The sequence below is a fragment of the Mucilaginibacter sp. FW306-07-L genome (assembly GCF_058782065.1).
Window position 1 is genome coordinate 569,337 of record NZ_JBYSXI010000003.1, and the last position, 18,268, is coordinate 587,604.

Genomic DNA, 18,268 nt, shown 5'->3' on the forward strand with positions numbered 1-18,268 from the left:
CCGGGGCTTTATTATTTTAAAAAAATTTGCAGAATAAATAATTATTCATTTACTTTGAAAATAAAAGTACTTTCCAGTGAAAGAAAAGGAACTACATGATGAACTGACCTCCATACGGAGCTTGATGGAGCGTTCGTCCAAATTTATATCGCTAAGTGGCCTATCGGGTATAATGGCGGGGGTATATGCTTTAATAGGAGCATACTTTGCCTACCAGATAGTTTATACGGACACCGGCTTATTTTACACCCGCGATTATGTTATCGCCAATATCGATAACAATCAGGGCGTGTTATACACCCTTGTTCTTATTGCAGCCGCTGTTTTAATATTATCCCTTGCTACAGGAGCTATTTTAACTAAGCGTAAGGCCAAACGTAAAGGGCAGCAGGCATGGGGTAAAACCAGCCGTAGCCTGCTGGTTCATTTGGCTATACCTTTAGTTACCGGCGGGGTACTATGTGTAATATTTATTACACGCGGTTATTTAGGCATCATAGCGCCCGCCACACTTATTTTTTACGGGCTGGCTTTAGTTAGCGCAAGTAATTATACTTTTGGCGATGTTAAATACCTGGGCTTATTAGAGATAGTTTTAGGTTTAATTGCCGCCCTGATGCCTGGTTACGGTTTATTATTCTGGGCGGTGGGTTTTGGCGTGCTGCACATTGTTTATGGCAGCATAATGTATTTTAAGTATGACGGGTAATAATCCTTTCGAGAAACTTGACAAGGCTTTTGAGAACCGCGTAAGGCTACAGATAATGAGCGTATTGATGGCTAACGAACGTTACGACTTCAACTCGCTTAAAGAGCTGCTGGGCATTACAGACGGTAACCTGGCATCGCACTTAAAAGCCCTGGAGAAGGACGAATATATTTTAGTGAACAAAACCTTTGTTGGCCGTAAGCCCAACACAAATTACGAAGCCACCAAAAAAGGCAAGCAAGCTTTTGAACAACATTTAAACGCGCTCGAACAATTGATCAGGCTGCAAAAGGGGATATAAATTTTTTTATGTATTTACTTTGAAAATAAAAGTACTTTTAAATATAAAATCATGAACTCAGAAAACCAACAAACTACGCCGATGTGGCAAAAATTTACGAGCACCATCAAGGCCGTCATCATAGGTGGGCTTACGCTGGCGCTGCTTATCCCATCTGTATTTATTCAAAATTTGATTTATGAACGGCAGGAAAGAAATCAAACGGTACTAAATGAAATATCCGATCAATGGTCGGGCAGCCAACTCATTAATGGCCCGGTACTGGTCATACCTTATCGATCTTACGAAAAATACACCGATACATCTAAGCAAGTAAACGTGCGCGAAACCATCGGCAAGCTGTACATACTGCCTGAGCACCTGAACTATAAGGCGGATGCCAAATCGCAAAAGCTGCACAAGGGCATATTTTATGCTGCCGTATATAATGCCGATGTAAATGTGAACGGTGATTTTGGTAAGATTGACCTCACGGGCATGCAAATATCACCGGCGCAGCTATTACCCGAACGCGCTTACCTGATATTTGGCATCAGCGATACCAAAGGGCTAAAAAGCCTGCCCGAAATCAACATCAGCGGACAAAAGATAATTACCCGCCCTGCTTTTAACGACACCCTTTTTGAAAACACCATGCAGGCGGCCTTTAACGCCAGCGGGTTGTTAGAAAAGAGCGGAAAGTTTAATTACAACCTGCAAATAAAGGGCAGCAATGAACTTCGTTTTTTACCGTTAGGCAAGGCAACCACGGCACAAATATCAGGCAACTGGGCTTCGCCTTTATTTGATGGTTCGGTGGCCGCCGATAGCCGTAAGGTTGATACCAGCGGATTTATCGCTAAATGGCACACCCTAAACCTGGGGCAAACCTTTCCGCAGCAATGGGTAAATGTTGATAATGTGTTTGGCAACAAACAAAAGGTAAGTGAGTCGTCATTCGGTGTAAAAATGACTATCCCGGTGGATGATTATCAAAAAACCATGCGCAGCAGCAAGTACGCCATCCTTATCATCCTGTTAACGTTTGTCGCGCTGTTTCTTACTGAAATTATTACCCGTACACCTATACACACGTTTAACTATTTGCTGGTGGGTGCGGCCATGGTGGTATTTTACATACTGTTGCTATCCTTTGCCGAGCAGGTTGGCTTTAATATCTCGTATGCTATAGCTGCTGTTGCTACCGTGGGGCTTATCTCGTGGTTCATGGCATCACTGTTAAAAAACAGGAAGATAGCAGCTTTGCTCACCTTTATCCTCAGTGTATTCTACTTGTTTGTTTTCGTGATTATCCAGTTAGAAGACCTGGCACTGCTGGTAGGTAGCGTTACTCTGTTCGTCATCATTGCCATACTCATGTACTTCTCCCGCAAAATAAACTGGGATAACCAGTAAGCATATTTCAACCTAACCTTATCACCCCGCCCGGCGGCAATGGCCGCCGGGCTTTACAAACAGCATCATTCATCTTACAAAAACATAATAAACATGCACACAAGTAATTATTGGGTTGCGCATTTCAGGGCAAACGCTACACAGTTCCGTATTAACTGGGAACAACTGCCCTTAATAAGTCTGGAAGAAATAGATCGTATACTACCATCGCTACAGGCCTGGCAGTTGGGCGAAACATCCGAAGGCAAACAACTTATAGCCGCGGCAACACGCTATGCTAATAAAACGAATGATGCGGCTTACTTACAGGCTATCCAACTATTTATCAAGGAAGAGCAAAAGCATGGCAACAACCTGGGCAAATACCTGGATGCACTCGATTTGCCCCGCATCAAGCAAAACTGGGGCGATTCACTATTCCGCTACGTGAGGCACCTTAATACCAGCATGGAGATGTGGACGCTGGCCGTTATCACCGTTGAAAGTACCGCGCAGTTATTTTACCAGGCATTAAAAAATGCCACCAACTGCCCGCTGCTAAAAGAGATCTGCACCGATATACTGATTGACGAAGCGTACCACATCACCTTTCAAACCGAGCGGCTGGATATGATATTTGCCAATAAATCCGCATTTTCAAAAGCATGGCGTGGTGTAGCCTATAAAATATTTTACTACGCCACCACCCTAACGGTTTGGGCGGCGCACCGAAAATTATTTAACGCGGGTGGCATCGGCTTCAGGGCTTATTCTAAAAAGATGCGATATAAATACGCTAAAAACATCAAGAGTATTACCCATTCATCAGGATTTGTACAATTCGCTTAACTCCTTAAACGTCATGAATCCTACTTTAAAATATGCTGTTAAAATATGGCTTACCGGTGCCCTGTTAACGCCTGTATTTATTTTGCTGTTTAACCTCTTCCCTTCAGAAGGAGCTTCTGATTTTATGTTCATTTACTTAATAGGCGCTGTCGTTGGGCTGTTATGGTCAATACCGAGCTTTTTTATTTTAATTATCAGCACCAGCCTGCTTTCATCAATCCGTTTAAGGCCGAATGCCTTAAAATCATGGCTTACTATAGCGGGTATAGTATTAGTCCGCTTGCCCTTTTACATGTTCGATCCTCATAATTCTATACTTGACGACAACTCCTTTATAAATATCATTTTTATATATGCAGCGGTGATCACAACTGCGATATGGCTTTTTCATTTGAAGCAATCTTATAAAGAACAAAGAATTAGACATTACTAACTAACTAAAATAAATACCTTTATAATGTATGCGATTACCATTTCTTTATGCTTTAAAAGTTTGGACTGCTGGGTTTGCTCTGTCACCTTTTATAATGATATTACCTTTCATTTTAATCGATCTGAACGGGCCTGATGTAAAAGAATCTTACTTAAAAGGAGCACTGGAAATTACGTTACTATTTGTGATATATGGTTGTGTTTTGTCGGTGCCAAGCTTTGTTATATTGTGGTATAGTTTAAAAATGTTAGTAGCAACTAAATGGAATACCATAAAGATTAAAACACTATTAAGTATTATCGGAATTATATTGACATTACTTCCTTTTTATTGGGGTGGCCCTTTCGGAATGAGCTTGGAAAAAGATATGATCTCCATTCCATTTTATTATGGCTCAGTAATAATTGCCGCGATATGGTATTTTAAGCTGCCGTTACAAACCATAGCAAAAGAAGAGTTGCCAACGTCTGAATTATTCTGATTTTAAATAATTGGCTTAACTTTGCAGGCTGATGAGCAGAGGTCCAAAAAAAAGTAAGTTCTTTGAGAACGTAGCTATAATTGATATTGCCGAAGAAGGCAAGGGCGTTGGCAAAGCCGATGATTTTGTGTTGTTTGTGGATAAGGCCATCCCCGGCGATGTGGCCGACGTAACCGTTTTTAAAAGCAAAAAAAACTTTGGCGAGGGCCGTATTACGGAGCTAAAAAAAGCATCTGAACATCGCGTTCAGGCTTTTTGCGAGCACTTTGGCACCTGCGGCGGTTGCAAATGGCAACACATGACTTATGATGCCCAGCTAACCTTCAAACAAAAATCAGTAGCCGATGCCATTAGTCGTTTAGCTAAGCTGGATGCAAGCGGTATTATGCCCATTGTGGCTTCACCGGCCGATAAATATTACCGTAACAAACTGGAATTCACCTTCTCGAACAAACGCTGGCTGTACGATGGCGAAAACTGGGAAGACGAGCAACTGGATATGAACGCGCTGGGTTTTCACATCCCCGGCCGCTTTGATAAGATACTGGATGTAGACCATTGCTACCTGCAGGCCGAGCCATCAAATGCCTTACGTAACAGCATCCGCGATTTTGTGAAACAGCACGGCTACAGCTTTTACGACCTGAAACAGCATACCGGCGCGCTGCGCAACCTGATCGTACGCACCTCATCAACCGGAGAGGTAATGGTGGTGGTAGTTTTTGCTTACGCTACCGATGAGGAAGTGCAAAAATTGATGGGTTTTATTGAGGCTGAGTTTCCGCAGATCACCTCGTTGCTCTACATCCTTAACCATAAAAAAAACGACACCATTTTTGACCAGGATGTAGTTGCCTTTAAAGGCCCTGAATATATTTACGAGGAGATGCCATCGCCAAACGGGGTGATCAAATTCCGTATCGGGCCTAAATCATTCTACCAAACCAACTCCATACAGGCGTTAAAGCTATACGAAATAACCCGTGATTTTGCCGGATTTAAAGGCGACGAACTGGTGTATGACTTGTATACCGGCGCAGGAACCATTGCCAATTTTGTGGCGGGCCATGTGCGCGAGGTGGTTGGTGTTGAGTATGTACCATCGGCCATTGAGGATGCTAAGATCAACTCACAGATCAACAACATCAGCAACACCAAATTTTACGCCGGCGATATGAAGAATGTGCTATCTGCCGAGTTTGTGGCCGAGCATGGCAAGCCGGAAGTTATTATAACCGATCCGCCGCGCGCGGGTATGCACCCGGACGTGGTAGCCCGCCTGATGGAGATTGAAGCCCCCAAAATTGTTTATGTAAGCTGCAATGCCGCCACCCAAGCCCGCGACCTGGTAGTGCTGAAAGAAAAGTACAACCTGGCGAAAATTCAGCCTGTCGACATGTTCCCGCATACCCAGCATGTAGAGAATGTGGTGTTACTGGTGTTGAGGGATTAGAGATTGGTAGTCAGTGATTAGAAATTAGTATTTAGATTTTAGAATTCCCCAAATATATGAACCCTGAAGACCTGTTGAACGAGGATGGCAAGGAGCAGAAAAAGCAAAGTCCGCTGGTAAGCCTTGAGGTAGACCTGAAATTCTTTAGTGAATCCATACGCGAAATAGCGGTTGAAATAATGGTTGAAGGCCTGTCGGCTTACCCTATATTTATCGCCCATCAGCATGATGTTAAACTGGGCGAGGTGATACTTGACCGTAACGAACTAAATTCAGAGTGGACCATCAACGCGTCGACTCTTGAAGAATTTATTGAAAAAAGCGTGATCAAAAAAGAACTCAAACAACGCTTTATTGACAGCTATAAAAACCCGCACGATTTTATGTGCGTTTTCGCTATTGTGCCCGAGGGTGCCAATTTTATATTCTTTCCGTATGGTAAGGAGTAAACGTATATCTTAGCCTTAAAATTCAATTAAACACTGCTGCCATGCCCAATAAAGAATTGCTGATATTAAACAGCCAGCAAATACAGCAAAAAATTGACAGAATTGCCTACCAGCTACTGGAAGATAATTTTGATGAAGAAGAGATCATGATCGCGGGCATACTGCCACGTGGTAATATTATAGCCGAGCGCATTAAGGCCATTTTGGATGATAAAGCCCCTTTTAAAAGCCGCCTGCTAACCATCAATATTGATAAGCAAAGCTCAACCCTTAAAGCGACTACTGATTTTGAGGTAGAAGAGTGCCGCGACAAAGTGGTGATTATTGTTGACGACGTACTTAACAGCGGCAAAACACTTGCTTATGGCCTGGGTGTATTTTTAAATGTGCCTTTAAAGAAAATACGCAGTGTAATTTTAATTGACCGTAACCATAAAAGCTTCCCGGTAACTACCGATTTCTCGGGAATCGCGCTATCAACCATTATAAAAGAACATGTTGATGTGCGGTTAAATGAAACAAATGAGGCCGACGCGGTGTATTTAGTATAATTCAATCGTAGTTAATAATCCCTTAATCCCGATCGGGGAAATTAAACCACATACCTGTGGTGATAATTGCACGCAACAAATAATTTCAGCAGAGAAAAGTTTAATTATAAGTGAAACAGGCTTATAGTGAACTTGGCACTTCTTTTGGATAGGTATTAATACCCTTCTCAGAGGGTTTGTTTTTCATAGGTAGATGTAAGGCCGAAATACTGCGAGAGTGTTATCGGCCTTTTTTTATTTTACCGGGCGGCTAAAGCTTGCTTCCCAAACCTCAACAGATCATCAGCCTGTATAAAACCAACAGTGTGCTGCACCCTTTTGCCTTTTGAATTAAAAATAATAAGCGTTGGATAGCCCTCAAGTGCCCATTGCGAACCAAGCTCCGGACCCTGGCCTTTTTCCATATCCATGGCCACATTAATAAAGTTCTTGTTATAAAAGTCGGCTACTTCCTTGTTTTTAAAAGTGGTACGTTTAAGCATTTTACATGGCCCGCACCATACGGCGTAAGCATCTACAAAAATATATTTGTTTTGCCTGGCGGCCTGTTTAAGCGCTTCACTCCACGAGTTCTCCAAAAAGTTGATACCTGCCCCATCATCGGCAGCTTTTTTGTTTTGCGCGCTGGCGGCTAAGCCAAATGTGCTTAGCATCAGCAAAACCAGCAGTTTATATTTTAAGGTAGCAATCATGGTATAAAAGTAAGGACAATTACTTTACGCAATTGTCCTTACCATCTAATATTAAGATAACGATTTTGTTATAAACGCTTAATCACGGCTTGGACGTCCACCACGGCTGCCTCGCTGCTGGTCGCTTTGTTGCTGGCGTTGCTCCTGTTGCTGTTGGCGAGCCTGGTCACGCTGTTGGCGTTGTTGCTCCTGCTGCTGCTGACGGGCTTGATCCTGCTGTTGGCGCTGCTGCTCTTGTTGCTGCTGGCGAGCCTGGTCCCGCTGTTGGCGTTGTTGCTCCTGCTGTTGCTGGCGGGCTTGTTCCTGCTGCTGGCGTTGCTGCTCTTGTTGCTGTTGGCGAGCTTGATCGCGTTGCTGGCGTTGTTGTTCCTGCTGTTGCTGACGAACCTGGTCAGCTTGTTGACGGCGTTGCTCGGCCTGTTGCTGACTTTGCTGATCGCGCTGTTGCCTCATTTGGTCCCGTTGTTGCTGGCGCGCCTGGTCGGTTTGCTGGCGGGTTTGATCAACCTGCTGCTGCTGGTCGCGTTGCTGGTTACGCTGTGGCCTTACCCGGTCTCGTTGCTGATCGGCCTGCTGGCGGGTTTGGTCAACCTGTTGCTGCTGGTCGCGTTGCTGACGAACCTGATCCCCCTGTTGCCTGCGTTGCTCTGCGGCTTGTTGCTGGCTTTGCTGATCGCGGGGCTGGCGTTGTGCACGGCGGCTATCGTCATTACCTTCACGAGTACCCAGTTGCTGATCGCGGCGATTTACGCCACCACGGTTACTGTTATTATCAATGCCGCTATTATTGTTGTTATTATCAGCACGGTTACGTATCTGTTCGTTACGACGGGCGGCACGGCTTTCGGGCCTGTTCTCGTTTACTTTAACAACTTTGTTGTCTGGGTTATCGGTGCGAGCAGCCCTTGCCAGGCGGTCGGCATTGCCACGGTTAACACCTGATGCCCTGTCGGCAATACGCTGATTAGGGTTTTCGCGCTGGTAAGCGGCACCATCTATAACCCTTGCAGGCCTTGCATTGTCAGCCCTGCGAATATTGGGGCGATAGATGTTTACACTATTATCGCGTATGCCGGTACGTTCAGGGCGGCGGCTATTATTAATGTTATATATCCTTACCGGCCTGCCTGTAATACGCTCTACATCATTAGCTCTCGGCCCGCTGTAATACCGCCTGTTGTTATACACATAGGTATTGTTGATATAAGTTGTACGGTTAATTATAGTTACCCTGCGGTTATAAGGCACATAATAGTCGTATATATTCGGGCTGGTAATATAAGCCTGAGGCGCGCACACCCAATAGTTATCCGGAATATTGTAATTTCCGAACGACACATTAATATTGATGCCCGGTGATAGCGGAGCCCAGCCATAATAACCGCCACCCTGGCGCCAGGCTACCCATGCGGGTGCCCACTCGTAACCAGGTATCCATACCCAGCCATAGTAGTTATCAAAACGCCAGCGGCCGTAGTGGAAAGGTGCCCAGCCCCACTCATAGTCGGACACCCAGGTGTTGCCGTATGATGTCATGGCCCAGTGGCCGCGTGTAGCGTAAGGCTGAAAGCCCTCCTCAACATCAGGCACCCAAACGTTACCATAGTCGGAGTCATCAACCCAGGTACCGTAAGGTGCAAGGCCATCGTAAAACTCCTGGTCGGTAACGTAACCCTGAGCGTAGCTTTTATTTGGTGAGGCGAATGTTATAAACAGAACCATGATACCCAAGCCCCATATTTTGTTAAACATCTTCATAACTATATAATTGATAAACGGCTAACCGCCTTTGTACTGTTATTGACGAGGCAAACCTCAAAACGTTTAAATGGTTAACACTTATTATAAACATAGCCGCGCAATAATCGGGCTAAGCGGAATTTTGTAACTTTATCCTGTAATTAATAAACATCACCTGCAAAAACATGAGTACAGTAAACATACCAAGGCTTGACCTGAATAATTATGTAAACGGCGATGCCGCCCAGCGTCAAAATTTTTCGGACGATATTGGTACGGCATTTAATGAAACCGGCTTTGTTACCATTACCAACCATGGCCTTAGCAAGCAATTGATCGAGCAGTTATACCAACAGGTTAAAGCACTGTTTGCCATGCCCGATGAGGTTAAGGCCAAGTATGAAATACCCGGGCTTGCAGGCCAGCGCGGCTATACCGGCAAGCAAAAGGAAACCGCCAAAGGATTTACCAAGCCTGACCTGAAGGAGTTTTGGCAGATAGGCCAGACCGTTGAAGATAACGACCCTGTAAAAGATATTTACCCGGACAATGTACAGGTGGAAGAACTGCCCGAATTCAATACCGTAACCCTCGAGATCTACAAAAAGCTGGAAGCTATTGGCAAGCAACTGCTGCGTGCCATTGCGGTGTACCTTAACCTGACCGAAAACTATTTTGACGATAAGGTACATAACGGTAACAGCATACTACGCACGCTGCACTACTTCCCCATTGCTGACCCGGATGCTATACCTGATGATGCGGTACGCGCCGGCGCGCATGAAGATATTAACCTGATCACCTTGCTGATTGGTGCCAGTGCCGACGGGCTGGAAGTACTTACCCGCGAAGGTGCCTGGTACCCGGTAAAAGCACATGGTGAAGACCTGGTAGTAAACGTAGGCGATATGCTGCAAAGGCTCACCAATAACAAACTTAAATCAACCACGCATCGTGTAGTTAACCCGCCGCGTGAGCTGATGAAGACCTCACGCTTTTCGGTACCCTTCTTTTTACACCCAAAATCAGACATGGATCTAGCCAGTCTTGAATCGTGCATTGATGCGGAACACCCTAAGCTGTATACTGATATTACCGCAGGCGAGTACCTGGACGAGAGGTTGCGGGAGATCGGGTTGAAGAAATAATGTTATTCCATCCAGGTGGGATGCACTGATGAAAATACCCATTTATTATTTATTTTATTAAAGATAGCTTCTGCACCACCGCCTTTGAATGATTTAAAATCAACAATGGCGGTGGTGTTTTTACTGTCTAAATAAATACTTATAAAGTTGGGATAGGCTACAGCCGTTAAATTGTAATCCCATGCCGACCCCGGCACCAAAGTCACCATAGGAGATAAAAACTCATGCCGCTTTTCACATTCGTTTATGGCGTATTTAATATATTCCCTGGTTACTTTACATGGGTAATTATTTAATAGAAAATCGTCAATCAATTTCTTTTTTTCAGCATTCAAATAAATTATTTTTTTGCCGATTGATGGAATAACAGGCCTGAAGTTATTGATAACATTAATTCGCTTCCCTTTTTTACTTACGTATCTGATACTGTTTTCATATTTTATTTCATATACGGCAATAGTATCCGGAAGTATAAGATACGATGCCGTTTTATATAACCTGTCAAAATATTCATACTCATCCATTTTAATTAAGTTATCCTTCGCGTAAAAGGCACTTATTACCTGCCGAATGATGCTTTCCTGTTTGGTAACAGCTTTATTTAACAGGCCATCACTATTACTCCACCTTTCAAAAAACTGTTTTAACAAGAGTTGTGATTGCTGTTGATAAGCCTGATAGAGTAGAGCCGAATCAGTTTGTGCTTTAGCTATGTAAGGAATAAATAGCAGCAACAGTAATAAAATACCAAACATAGAGGTAGTAGGTTAATTGAGTTAGCGGTAACTATAAAGATAAATATTACCAGCAAGTTTAACCAGTTGATTGCTATCTTCGCCGTTATTTTTAAAGCAAACCAACGGGACGAATGATATTCCTGACCTTTTTTATCGGGCTGATAGCCAACTTTATCGGTTACTTACCGCCCGGTAACATCAACCTCACCTTAGTAAAGATCACCATTAACCGCGGCATGAAGCATGCCATACAGTTTATTACGGCATTTTCGGTTATTGAGTTCTTTTTTACGTTTGTGGTGATGCATTGTGCCAAGTGGTTATCGCAGCAGGCGCACCTGGATACCGTGATCGATTGGGTGATGGTAGTACTGTTCAGCACATTGGGTACCTACACCTGGATCAACCGCAACAAGCCGCCCAAAACAAAACACTCCGACCATGCCAGCGTAAAATACGGCATTATGCTGGGCTTTTTAAACCCGGTACAAATACCTTTCTGGATGGTTACTGGCACCTATGTTATTACCCAGGGCTGGATATTGGATGGCAACTTCGCTTTGGTAATTTTCAGTATCGGCTCGGCATTAGGCTCGTTTATATGCCTGTATTTATACGCGAGGTTCGCGCAATATATTCAAACCCGCTTCGCGCTCAGTACAAGGGTAATTAATATTGGCATCGCTTTGCTTTTTTTCGCCTTTGCGGCTTACCACATCATTAAGCAGTTATACATCATTTTTGGTAAGTAAACATCATTTTACAAAGCGCCTGTATACCAAAGCAATAAATAGCCGTTATTAGCATCAAACAAAACAGCATGAAAGCCCTACAACCCCGCACGTTTAAAAAATTACTTATACTTTTTATAGTAGCCTTAGCAAGCAGTGCCGCTATAGCCCAAACAACAGTTACCCGCGCAGCCCTTACTTATGAGGTTAAAAATTTAGGCATCAACACCACCGGCAAGTTTACCGGCGTAAAGGCTAACATCAGCTTTAACCCGGCTCAACCTGCAAGCGGCAGCATAGAGGCAACGGTGGATGTAAATACCGTAAATTCTGATAACGACACCCGCGACGAGCACCTGCGCGGCGCTAAATTTTTTGACGCGGCTAAATATCCAACCATCAATATCAAATCCACCTCGATACAAAAAAAAGGGAGCGGCTACCTGGGCAAATTCAACCTGACCATAAAAGGCACTACCAAGCCGGTTGATGTACCGTTTACCTACACAGCTACAGCCGATAAAACCCAATACAAAGGCAGCTTTAAAATTAACCGTAAGGATTTTAACGTGGGCGGCAGCAGCATGACACTGAGTGATGAGGTAACCATAAATATTGATTTAGAAACCGCCAAATAAGTAGCACACCCACCGGTAAAACCCGTAACTTTAACACATGAAATTACGTGTTCTGGTTTTTATAAACGCCTTTGCCGTGGCGGTAACCTTATCCATCGCCAATTATTACTTTCAGCATAACCTGCATGCGGTACTGATAACCTTTTCGGCCACGTTTATAATCAGCTATATTATTTTTTATTATTTGATAGAAAAGTACATCTACTCAAAAATAAAACTGATCTATAAGCAGATCCATAACCTTAAACTGGGCCGCGACCTGCGCGATGCCCTGGGCGAACATGTATCTGCCGACCCGATAAGCGATGTACAGCAGGAAGTGAAAGAATGGGCCAACCAGAAAAAGGGTGAGATCGAAGTGCTGCGCGCGCAGGAAAAATTCCGGCGGGAGTTTCTTTCCAACATATCGCACGAATTTAAAACACCGCTTTTTGCCATACAGGGCTATATTGATGCCATTGAGGATGATGACTTTGAGGATAAGGACATGGCCCGTGAGTTTTTGCAAAAAGCCGCCCGTAATGTTGACCGACTCAGCTTCCTGATCAAGGATCTGGACGAAATATCAAAACTTGAAAGCGGGCAGATCGCCATCAATTACAGCAAATTCAAAATTAACGACCTGATTAAAGAAGTACTTGAAAACCTCGAGCTTAAAGCTAAAAAACACCATATCAAACTGGTTTTTAAAGAGAAGTACGATGAATCCATCATGGTTAATGCCGATAAGCAGAAGATAACCCAGGTGCTTACCAACCTGATCGATAACTCACTTAAATACGGCAAGGAGGGTGGTACCACCGGCATCAGCCTGTTTGAACTGCATGACCAGGTGCTGGTTGAAATTACTGATGATGGCATCGGCATTGAAGAAAAATACCTGCCCCGCCTGTTTGAGCGCTTTTTCCGTACGGATAGCAGCCGTTCAAGGCAAATTGGCGGTTCAGGACTGGGCCTGGCCATTGTTAAACACATTATTGAGGCGCATGATCAAACAATAAACGTACGCAGTACCGAGGGTTTAGGCTCTACTTTCGGCTTTACCCTGCAAAAGGCTAAGCAACACCTCAATATCGCCGGCATACCCGTGTTAAAAAGTTAACATTAACTTAACATACGCGAGTTAACTTTGCAGCATACATAATCAGCAATGTCATTAAACAGTATCTTCCAGTACTTTGTCCCAAAGGATAAAAAAGTTTTCTTCCCTTTATTTGAACAAGCATCAAGCAATGTAGTTGCCATGGCCACCGTTTTGGTTGAAGCCGTAAACTCTGCCAACCCGGCTACACGCGAAGAGTTGTTTAAGCAAATTGACAAGCTTGAAAACAAAGGCGATGAAATTACCCACCAGATATACCTGGAATTGGGCAAGAACTTTATTACCCCGTTTGACCGTGAAGATATCCACTCCTTAGCTACCGCTATTGATGATGTTGCCGATTACATACAGGGCGCGGCCAACCGTATGCTGCTTTATAATGTTGACAATATTAACGAGCCGATCAAAAAACTATCTGAACTGATATTACAGGCCAGCATTGACCTTGAAAAGGCGGTGAAAGAACTGCGCGACCTTAAAAACGTACGTAACATTGCCGACTCGTGCATCCGCATTAACAGCGTTGAAAACCAGGCTGATTATGTGTTTGACCGTGCCGTTGCCGATTTGTTTTTATACGAAAAGGACGCTATCAACCTGATAAAATACAAAGAGATTTACGCGGCGCTTGAAACCGCTACCGATATGTGCGAGGATGCTGCCAACGTAATGGAATCTATCTTAGTTAAAAACGCGTAAGCAAATTTTTTATATCCCGATACATGGTTACCACCCTGCTTGTAGTTGTAATTTGCCTGGCAATAATATTCGATTTTATAAATGGTTTTCATGATGCCGCAAACTCTATTGCTACCATTGTATCAACCAAGGTATTAACCCCGTTCCAGGCGGTTATATGGGCTGCAGCCTTTAACTTTTTAGCCTTTTTTATTATTAAGGACCATAAGGTTGCCAATACCATTGCCAAAATTGTTATTCAGGATTATGTAACCATTAATGTGATACTTGCCGGCCTTGTAGCTGCCATCACCTGGAATTTGATCACATGGTGGTTCGGTATCCCGTCAAGCTCATCGCATACACTTATCGGCGGCTTTGCCGGTGCCGGCATGACCAATGCCATATTTATGGGCGATAATGCTTTTCGTGCCGTTAAGTCAAGCTATATTATCGAGATCGCCTCATACATTGTACTCGCGCCGTTCATCGGTTTAATTATAGCCTATACCATTACTATTATTATACTGCACATCTGTAAAAACGCGCGGCCTGCCGCTGCCGAAAGGTGGTTTAAAGCCGGGCAGTTAATATCATCAGCATTTTTGAGCTTTGCCCACGGTGGTAATGACGCGCAAAAAGTAATGGGTATTATTTACGTAGCGCTGGTGTCATCAAAAGTTATTATGGACGGCACAACCATGCCCGACTGGATCCCGTTAGCCTGCTACAGTGCTATTTCATTAGGCACCATGTCCGGCGGTTGGAAGATCGTAAAGACCATGGGTACCAAAATTACCAAAGTTACCCCTGTTGAAGGTGTAGCCGCGGAAACCGCGGGTGCCATCACTCTTACTATTACCGAGCGTTTAGGCATACCTGTTTCAACCACGCATACCATTACCGGTTCAATTATAGGTGTAGGCTTAACCAAAAGGGTATCGGCCGTACGCTGGGGTGTAACCATTAACCTGATGTGGGCCTGGGTTATCACTATCCCTATTTCGGCACTGCTTGCCGCGGGTGTATACTCACTAATCCGCATGTTCGCTTAAACTATTTGCCTTGTTGCAGGTTTAAGCTGTATGAAAAAGGTATTACTTATTATTCCGGTACTTATCGGCATGTCCATTTTTTCCGGCTGCGATACCCTTAACCAGGTTGCGCAAACCACCGGGCAAGCAATCGGCAATCCATCCGCGTTCGAGATCGCGTCGGCATTAAAGCAGGCACTTGAGCAGGGTACTACCAAAAGCTCAAACGAGCTATCGGCACAGAACGGCTTTTTCGGTAATGCGCTTATTAAGCTGGCTTTTCCGCCTGAGGCTAAAAAAGCTGAAAAGACCTTGCGCTCCATCGGCCTTAATTCGCTTTGTGATAATGTAATACTTTCGTTAAACCGTGCTGCCGAGGATGCCGCGAAAGAAGCAAAGCCAATATTTATTAATTCTATCAAACAGCTTACCTTGCAGGATGCCACCAATATTTTGCTTGGCAATAAGGATGCTGCCACACAATACTTTAAACGTACTACCATTAACCAGCTATCCGAAAAATTCAGGCCAGTTATTCAAAGCAGCCTGAGCAAGGTTGGCGCTACCCGTTATTATAGCGACGCGGTTACAGCCTATAATAAAGTGCCGCTGGTTACCAAACTTAACCCCGACCTGAGCGATTACGTAACCAATAAAGCTATTGAGGGCCTGTTTGTAGAAATAGCCAAAGAAGAGCTGAACATACGCCAAAACCTTTCGGCACGTTCAACTACGCTGATGCAACGGGTATTTGGTTATGCCGATACCAGGAAAGCAAAAAGTTAATTGGGAGACAGCTGTTAATTATTCGCCGCGCCCGGGTGGCGAAATGTAATAAAGGCGAAGAGCACAGCCATTACAACATAAAGGCCTGCCAATACCGCTATTGACGCAGGCATCATATCGTTTGTTAAAGCGGCCCTGGTTAGTACAATACTGCCCATTACAAAGTGTGTAAAGTTACCTATAGCTATAGGGCGGTTATATATGCCGCCAATAATAGCGCCCTTTGCCATCCAGTTAAGCAGGGCGAAGGCGTAATACATAGCACCTAAGAGCTGGAAGCACAACATCAGGATTGCTGTAGGTGTACCACCTAAAGCTTTTATTACTTCATCGGCAGCAAAACTTAACGCAAGGCCCATAGCCGCTAAAAAAATAGCGGTAACCGTCATGATGAGTTTGGTATTCATTAAATGGTGTGAAGATTAGCCCGCAAACATACATGATGCATGGCTAATCTTACCGTACCGGGATAAGATTATTTACAGTCCCTTTTCAATCGCTTTGTAAACCACATCCTGTATACGCGGACGAATGCGCAAGCTCGATAATTTGTCGGTAACCTTTGGATGTACCCGATTTGACAGGAAGATGTATACCAGGTTATATTTCGGATCAACCCATACACAGGTACCGGTATAGCCGGTATGGCCAAAGGTTTGATCGGATGCCAGTTCGGACGGGTAATGGCGGGTCAGGATCGGGTCCCAGCGGTCAAAACCCAAACCCCGGCGACTAACCGCCGACTGTTTGGCCGTAAACTGCTCTACCGTTTCGGGTTTAAAATACTGCACACCGCCATAGCTGCCTTTGTTCAGCATCATCTGGAACAATATGGCCAGGTCATTAGCATCAGCAAATAAACCGGCATGGCCTGATACCCCGCCGGCCAATGCCGCTCCCTGATCGTGCACGTAGCCCTCTAATAGCGTATGCCTGAAGTAGGTATCATCTTCCGTTGGTATAATCTGGTCAACACTAAACCGATTGCGCGGCAAAAAGCCCGCGGTTTGCATACCCAGTTTGTTATAAAACTCGGTTTGTACATACTTATTCAGCGGCTCGGCGGTTATTGATTCCACTATCTCCTTCATAAAATACATGCTCAGATCACTATACTCATACTGACCGCGGGTACGTAAGCCTGTTTTGAGCATGGTAGGCAGCATAAAATCCTTATAAAAATCCTTGCGTACAAAATAACCATCGGCCACTTTGGTATTGTATACCGCTGATGAATCGCCGCTATGGTCGGTCGGCTTTATACGGTCATGAAAAGGGATGTATGGCACTAAACCCGCCTGGTGCAGCATCAGCTCACGTACGCGGATGTTGTTTTTGTTAGTGGCACGCGCGGCAGGCACATAACTACCCATAGTAGAGTCAAGGCTGAGTTTGCCTTGTTCGGTAAGGCGCATCACCTCCATGGTAGTGGCGGCAATTTTAGTTACCGATGCCAGGTCGAATATGTCGGTTATCTTGTCCGGTTCATCGGCGCTGTAGGTATGGTAGCCATAGGCTTTGTTAAAAATCACTTTACCATCCTTTGCCACCAATACTACACAACCCGGGGTAGCTTTCTCGCGCATAGCTTCCTGCGCAATGGCATCTATCTCGTTAAGATTTGATGAGTTGATGCCCACCGCCTCGGGGATGGTATATTGCAAACGTGTTTTAAGCGTTGCGAAACCACTGTTAGCCACATACTTTGGCGAAAACGTTTGCGGCAGCTTTTGCGATAGCGGCACACCGCCAAAGATAGCCTGAGCCACATAACCTGCCGAAATTGGCGTTATCTTACTGTTCCATATAACAGGGTTTTGCTCGTCATTCAGTTTAGCGAGCGCGTTACCATTACCAAACAGGGCGATCACCACCTTTTTTAGTTTGCGGTTAAGCTTGATAAAATTAACCACCTGCGGATTGTTCAGGTCAATATCGGTTAGCTGGATGATCAGCGTGTTGTAGAATTTAAGGTCTTGAGCCAGTTCATTAACCGTTTTCTGGCCCAGGTAAGCAGCTCCGTTGAATGATTTTACTTCTGCATACTTATTCAGCAGGCTATCAAACTGCGTGGCGTAGGTGTTTGAAAAATTTACGCTGGCAATTTTAGTACTGTCCAGATTTTTAAATGGTACCAGTTGGCTTTCGTTATTCAGCAAAACCGTATTTTGTTCGGTTTGCTTTTCTTCGCTCAGGTAGGTTACGGCACTTACGGGTGGGTTTTGCGCGCAAGCTGAGTTAAACAACGTAAATAATAACATCATCAGGGGCATGGCACCCCACTGGCTCTTTCTCATATATAAATAGTAACGGTGTTTTTGTTTACCTGATATTTACAGGCACCTGTTTTATTACAATCCACAAACCGTAAAGTTATGCCGT

At 44.4% G+C, this 18,268-nt stretch carries 21 protein-coding genes; 16 read left to right on the top strand and 5 right to left on the bottom strand.

Annotation, left to right across the window (positions count from 1 at the left end; translation table 11 throughout):
- The first annotated feature begins 76 nt into the window (after positions 1-76).
- From AC3WJC_RS17670 to AC3WJC_RS17710, 9 genes are all read left to right on the top strand, one after another.
- On the top strand, positions 77-709 hold the full coding sequence (locus tag AC3WJC_RS17670) for a hypothetical protein (RefSeq protein WP_492400440.1): 633 nt from the start codon (positions 77-79) through the stop codon (positions 707-709).
- Positions 699-1,010 carry a winged helix-turn-helix domain-containing protein gene (locus AC3WJC_RS17675; RefSeq protein ID WP_194101890.1) on the top strand — a complete coding sequence of 104 codons (312 nt, stop codon included), beginning with the start codon at positions 699-701 and terminating at the stop codon, positions 1,008-1,010. Before AC3WJC_RS17670 ends, AC3WJC_RS17675 begins: the two co-directional genes overlap by 11 nt.
- Before the next feature lie 51 nt (positions 1,011-1,061).
- The gene (gene creD / locus AC3WJC_RS17680; protein WP_492400441.1) at positions 1,062-2,405 is read left to right on the top strand and encodes a cell envelope integrity protein CreD; all 1,344 of its coding nucleotides are present in this window, start codon (positions 1,062-1,064) and stop codon (positions 2,403-2,405) included.
- 93 nt (positions 2,406-2,498) lie between these two features.
- Positions 2,499-3,233 (top strand): ferritin-like domain-containing protein, encoded by a 735-nt coding sequence (locus AC3WJC_RS17685; protein WP_492400442.1) that lies wholly within the window; start codon positions 2,499-2,501, stop codon positions 3,231-3,233.
- 13 nt (positions 3,234-3,246) lie between these two features.
- Entirely contained in the window at positions 3,247-3,666 is a 420-nt protein-coding gene (locus AC3WJC_RS17690) for a hypothetical protein (protein ID WP_492400443.1), read from the top strand.
- Between the two features lie 28 nt (positions 3,667-3,694).
- Entirely contained in the window at positions 3,695-4,147 is a 453-nt protein-coding gene (locus AC3WJC_RS17695) for a hypothetical protein (RefSeq protein WP_492400444.1), read from the top strand.
- 31 nt (positions 4,148-4,178) lie between these two features.
- Positions 4,179-5,600 (top strand): 23S rRNA (uracil(1939)-C(5))-methyltransferase RlmD, encoded by a 1,422-nt coding sequence (gene rlmD, locus AC3WJC_RS17700; RefSeq protein ID WP_492400445.1) that lies wholly within the window; start codon positions 4,179-4,181, stop codon positions 5,598-5,600.
- Positions 5,601-5,656: 56 nt separating this feature from the next.
- Complete coding sequence (locus tag AC3WJC_RS17705; protein WP_492400446.1) at positions 5,657-6,049, top strand: hypothetical protein; 393 nt, start codon at positions 5,657-5,659, stop codon at positions 6,047-6,049.
- A gap of 41 nt (positions 6,050-6,090) precedes the next feature.
- Positions 6,091-6,600 carry a phosphoribosyltransferase family protein gene (locus tag AC3WJC_RS17710; protein WP_492400447.1) on the top strand — a complete coding sequence of 170 codons (510 nt, stop codon included), beginning with the start codon at positions 6,091-6,093 and terminating at the stop codon, positions 6,598-6,600.
- Positions 6,601-6,839: 239 nt separating this feature from the next.
- Here the strand turns inward: AC3WJC_RS17710 and AC3WJC_RS17715 are convergent, their stop codons facing one another.
- Together AC3WJC_RS17715 and AC3WJC_RS17720 are read right to left on the bottom strand one after the other, a co-directional pair.
- Entirely contained in the window at positions 6,840-7,292 is a 453-nt protein-coding gene (locus AC3WJC_RS17715) for a thioredoxin family protein (protein WP_492400448.1), read from the bottom strand.
- 78 nt (positions 7,293-7,370) lie between these two features.
- Positions 7,371-9,050, bottom strand: a complete 1,680-nt coding sequence (locus AC3WJC_RS17720) for a DUF6600 domain-containing protein (RefSeq protein WP_492400449.1) — start codon at positions 9,048-9,050, stop codon at positions 7,371-7,373.
- A gap of 167 nt (positions 9,051-9,217) precedes the next feature.
- On the opposite strand from AC3WJC_RS17720, the gene AC3WJC_RS17725 reads away from it, so the two are divergent.
- Positions 9,218-10,180: an isopenicillin N synthase family dioxygenase gene (locus tag AC3WJC_RS17725; protein WP_492400450.1), complete on the top strand. Its 963-nt coding sequence runs from the start codon at positions 9,218-9,220 to the stop codon at positions 10,178-10,180.
- A gap of 2 nt (positions 10,181-10,182) precedes the next feature.
- On the opposite strand, the gene AC3WJC_RS17730 is transcribed toward AC3WJC_RS17725, so the two are convergent.
- Complete coding sequence (locus AC3WJC_RS17730) at positions 10,183-10,935, bottom strand: hypothetical protein (protein WP_492400451.1); 753 nt, start codon at positions 10,933-10,935, stop codon at positions 10,183-10,185.
- Between the two features lie 113 nt (positions 10,936-11,048).
- Between AC3WJC_RS17730 and AC3WJC_RS17735 the strand changes: the two genes are divergently transcribed.
- The 6 genes from AC3WJC_RS17735 (at position 11,049) to AC3WJC_RS17760 (ending at position 15,886) form a co-directional block, all read left to right on the top strand.
- Complete coding sequence (locus AC3WJC_RS17735) at positions 11,049-11,669, top strand: LysE family translocator (RefSeq protein WP_492400452.1); 621 nt, start codon at positions 11,049-11,051, stop codon at positions 11,667-11,669.
- Positions 11,670-11,737: 68 nt separating this feature from the next.
- Positions 11,738-12,286 (top strand): YceI family protein, encoded by a 549-nt coding sequence (locus AC3WJC_RS17740; protein WP_492400453.1) that lies wholly within the window; start codon positions 11,738-11,740, stop codon positions 12,284-12,286.
- Between the two features lie 37 nt (positions 12,287-12,323).
- A complete protein-coding gene (locus AC3WJC_RS17745) occupies positions 12,324-13,388 on the top strand; it encodes a sensor histidine kinase (protein ID WP_492400454.1) in 1,065 nt (354 codons plus the stop codon).
- A 48-nt stretch (positions 13,389-13,436) separates the two neighbouring features.
- Positions 13,437-14,087 (top strand): DUF47 domain-containing protein, encoded by a 651-nt coding sequence (locus AC3WJC_RS17750; RefSeq protein WP_492400455.1) that lies wholly within the window; start codon positions 13,437-13,439, stop codon positions 14,085-14,087.
- A gap of 23 nt (positions 14,088-14,110) precedes the next feature.
- The gene (locus AC3WJC_RS17755; RefSeq protein ID WP_492400456.1) at positions 14,111-15,121 is read left to right on the top strand and encodes an inorganic phosphate transporter; all 1,011 of its coding nucleotides are present in this window, start codon (positions 14,111-14,113) and stop codon (positions 15,119-15,121) included.
- 30 nt (positions 15,122-15,151) lie between these two features.
- Positions 15,152-15,886, top strand: coding sequence for a DUF4197 domain-containing protein (locus AC3WJC_RS17760; protein WP_492400457.1), 735 nt, complete (start codon positions 15,152-15,154; stop codon positions 15,884-15,886).
- A 14-nt stretch (positions 15,887-15,900) separates the two neighbouring features.
- On the opposite strand, the gene AC3WJC_RS17765 is transcribed toward AC3WJC_RS17760, so the two are convergent.
- Positions 15,901-16,293 (bottom strand): hypothetical protein, encoded by a 393-nt coding sequence (locus AC3WJC_RS17765; RefSeq protein ID WP_492400458.1) that lies wholly within the window; start codon positions 16,291-16,293, stop codon positions 15,901-15,903.
- A 72-nt stretch (positions 16,294-16,365) separates the two neighbouring features.
- Positions 16,366-18,183, bottom strand: coding sequence for a serine hydrolase domain-containing protein (locus AC3WJC_RS17770; RefSeq protein WP_492400459.1), 1,818 nt, complete (start codon positions 18,181-18,183; stop codon positions 16,366-16,368).
- Between the last annotated feature and the right edge of the window lie 85 nt (positions 18,184-18,268).

Excerpts from the sequence above, each read along its gene's own strand:
- creD (WP_492400441.1), top strand. The coding sequence starts at position 1,062 with ATGAACTCAGAAAACCAACAAACTACGCCGATGTGGCAAAAATTTACG.
- AC3WJC_RS17685 (WP_492400442.1), top strand. The coding sequence starts at position 2,499 with ATGCACACAAGTAATTATTGGGTTGCGCATTTCAGGGCAAACGCTACA.
- AC3WJC_RS17735 (WP_492400452.1), top strand. The coding sequence starts at position 11,049 with ATGATATTCCTGACCTTTTTTATCGGGCTGATAGCCAACTTTATCGGT.
- AC3WJC_RS17720 (WP_492400449.1), bottom strand. The coding sequence starts at position 9,050 with ATGAAGATGTTTAACAAAATATGGGGCTTGGGTATCATGGTTCTGTTT.
- AC3WJC_RS17695 (WP_492400444.1), top strand. The coding sequence starts at position 3,695 with ATGCGATTACCATTTCTTTATGCTTTAAAAGTTTGGACTGCTGGGTTT.
- AC3WJC_RS17710 (WP_492400447.1), top strand. The coding sequence starts at position 6,091 with ATGCCCAATAAAGAATTGCTGATATTAAACAGCCAGCAAATACAGCAA.
- AC3WJC_RS17725 (WP_492400450.1), top strand. The coding sequence starts at position 9,218 with ATGAGTACAGTAAACATACCAAGGCTTGACCTGAATAATTATGTAAAC.
- rlmD (WP_492400445.1), top strand. The coding sequence starts at position 4,179 with ATGAGCAGAGGTCCAAAAAAAAGTAAGTTCTTTGAGAACGTAGCTATA.
- AC3WJC_RS17750 (WP_492400455.1), top strand. The coding sequence starts at position 13,437 with ATGTCATTAAACAGTATCTTCCAGTACTTTGTCCCAAAGGATAAAAAA.
- AC3WJC_RS17715 (WP_492400448.1), bottom strand. The coding sequence starts at position 7,292 with ATGATTGCTACCTTAAAATATAAACTGCTGGTTTTGCTGATGCTAAGC.
- AC3WJC_RS17705 (WP_492400446.1), top strand. The coding sequence starts at position 5,657 with ATGAACCCTGAAGACCTGTTGAACGAGGATGGCAAGGAGCAGAAAAAG.
- AC3WJC_RS17765 (WP_492400458.1), bottom strand. The coding sequence starts at position 16,293 with ATGAATACCAAACTCATCATGACGGTTACCGCTATTTTTTTAGCGGCT.
- AC3WJC_RS17755 (WP_492400456.1), top strand. The coding sequence starts at position 14,111 with ATGGTTACCACCCTGCTTGTAGTTGTAATTTGCCTGGCAATAATATTC.
- AC3WJC_RS17675 (WP_194101890.1), top strand. The coding sequence starts at position 699 with ATGACGGGTAATAATCCTTTCGAGAAACTTGACAAGGCTTTTGAGAAC.
- AC3WJC_RS17770 (WP_492400459.1), bottom strand. The coding sequence starts at position 18,183 with ATGAGAAAGAGCCAGTGGGGTGCCATGCCCCTGATGATGTTATTATTT.
- AC3WJC_RS17740 (WP_492400453.1), top strand. The coding sequence starts at position 11,738 with ATGAAAGCCCTACAACCCCGCACGTTTAAAAAATTACTTATACTTTTT.
- AC3WJC_RS17690 (WP_492400443.1), top strand. The coding sequence starts at position 3,247 with ATGAATCCTACTTTAAAATATGCTGTTAAAATATGGCTTACCGGTGCC.
- AC3WJC_RS17760 (WP_492400457.1), top strand. The coding sequence starts at position 15,152 with ATGAAAAAGGTATTACTTATTATTCCGGTACTTATCGGCATGTCCATT.
- AC3WJC_RS17745 (WP_492400454.1), top strand. The coding sequence starts at position 12,324 with ATGAAATTACGTGTTCTGGTTTTTATAAACGCCTTTGCCGTGGCGGTA.
- AC3WJC_RS17730 (WP_492400451.1), bottom strand. The coding sequence starts at position 10,935 with ATGTTTGGTATTTTATTACTGTTGCTGCTATTTATTCCTTACATAGCT.